At 27.4% G+C, this 1,735-nt stretch carries 2 protein-coding genes; both read right to left on the bottom strand.

Going from position 1 to position 1,735, the window contains the following annotated elements; genetic code table 11:
- Positions 1-134: 134 nt before the first annotated feature.
- Complete coding sequence (locus tag ACW9UN_RS17115; RefSeq protein WP_459487585.1) at positions 135-902, bottom strand: T9SS type A sorting domain-containing protein; 768 nt, start codon at positions 900-902, stop codon at positions 135-137.
- Positions 903-1,117: 215 nt separating this feature from the next.
- Complete coding sequence (locus ACW9UN_RS17110) at positions 1,118-1,567, bottom strand: hypothetical protein (protein WP_459487584.1); 450 nt, start codon at positions 1,565-1,567, stop codon at positions 1,118-1,120.
- Positions 1,568-1,735 lie beyond the last annotated feature (168 nt).

Genomic DNA, 1,735 nt, shown 5'->3' with positions numbered 1-1,735 from the left:
GTATATGGTTTGTTGCGTGTTTTAAGCAACTAATTTAGTAAATAATTACCGACCAAGAAAGTCCGCGAGGACTTTCGTAAGTAGGCGAGAAGCCAGCAATAAATTATATACGGTGTTGGCATTTCGTTATTTTTTTATTCTTTCACAAATTTGTTTCCTAATTCACGAATTCGATAATTATAAATTCCTTTACTTAATAAAGATATATCTAATTCAATATTTTCTCCATTTCCGACTATCGTTTTTTCAAGAACTTTTCTTCCATTTATATCGTAAACTTTAATTTTATCGTTTACGTTATTTTTCAAGGGATTTGTAATACTAATAGTTTTTGATGAAGGATTTGGAAATCCAATAATTTTCTGTTTGTTGAATAAATTTTCTTGAGAAACAGATAATGTTCCTGATAGAGAATAAACTTTGTAAGAAATTTCTTTCTCATTTGATGTAGATTGAGCTGTAATTAATTTATAAGAATCATTTGGAGTTTTAAATAATTCAATTCCACGAGAATTTCCAAAATCAAATAGCAAAGTTCCATCTTCGTCAAAAAGTCTTAAACTTGGTTGATATGGAGAATCAGTTTGAACTGAAAAAATAATAAATTCAATTTTAGAATTTGAATTAAATAATTTGTCAGTAGGTAAATAAAGTTCTCTCATTTCATAACCGCTTTCTAAATTTATACTTACAGTTTTATAAATATTATGAGATGAATTATAGATATTAACTTGGTTGTTAGTCCAATCTAATGTGTAAAATTTAGTTTCTCCATCTATGTTAAAAGCAAAATTCGGTTTTTCTCTTTCATCATATCCACTCGTTGTGTAAGTTGTTTCCAAAGTTTGACTAAAACCGATTGAACTAATTGTAATAAATAAATAAAGTAATTTCTTTTTCATAATTTTTAATTTGTGTTTATAATAATTAATTTTTCTTAAATAACTGAAATTTAGTAGGTTCGTGTTAATGAATGCCAACGGTTTTGTGTATGGTTAGTTGCGTGTTTAAGCAACTAATTTAGTAAACAAAAACGAACGCGAGAAAATTCCGAAGGAATTTTCCAAATAGGCAACGACCAAAGCAATTAATTATACACGGTGTTGGCAAATCGTTTTTATTCGTACGTAATTTCTATTTTTTCTTCTAGACTACTTGTTGAGCTTTTAATTATTTCTTTTAGAATTCCATATTTGTCATCGTATTTTATAGTGTAATTAGTTCCTAATTTTTCAATATTAGTAATTCTATCTAATTCGTCGTATTTGTAATTCCAAGTTCCCATTGTTCCAGAACCGTTAACACTCATACTTTTCACTCGATTTTTGTTATCATACTCATAGCATTTTACATTTGCTGGATAAATACTCCAGTCGCATTCATTGTCTTTTATGGAATCTTTATAAATTCCATTTGTTGGCATATAAAATGGTGTTTTAGCAATTTTTTTACTGAAATATAAGTCAACTTTTGTCTTTTTTAAATCAATTATAGAATCTTTGATTAATTCAATTTCTTTCCATTTCGATTCGTCAACATTTCGATTATCATAATGAGTTACGGTCAATTTAATTCGTTCTGAATTTTTATTACAACTAACAAAAATGAAATTAGAAGAAGAAAGGTAATTGATTTGTTCATTCGCTCAAATGTTTGCCAACGTTTTGGTGTATTATTTGTTGCGTAAATTTAGCGAAAAAAAAGCTATTTAGACTAAAACTTTAGCGTTTCCGAG

The sequence above is a fragment of the Polaribacter litoreus genome (assembly GCF_054584775.1).
Note: the sequence above shows the minus strand (reverse complement) of the source record. Positions and strands in the feature narration are given on the sequence as shown.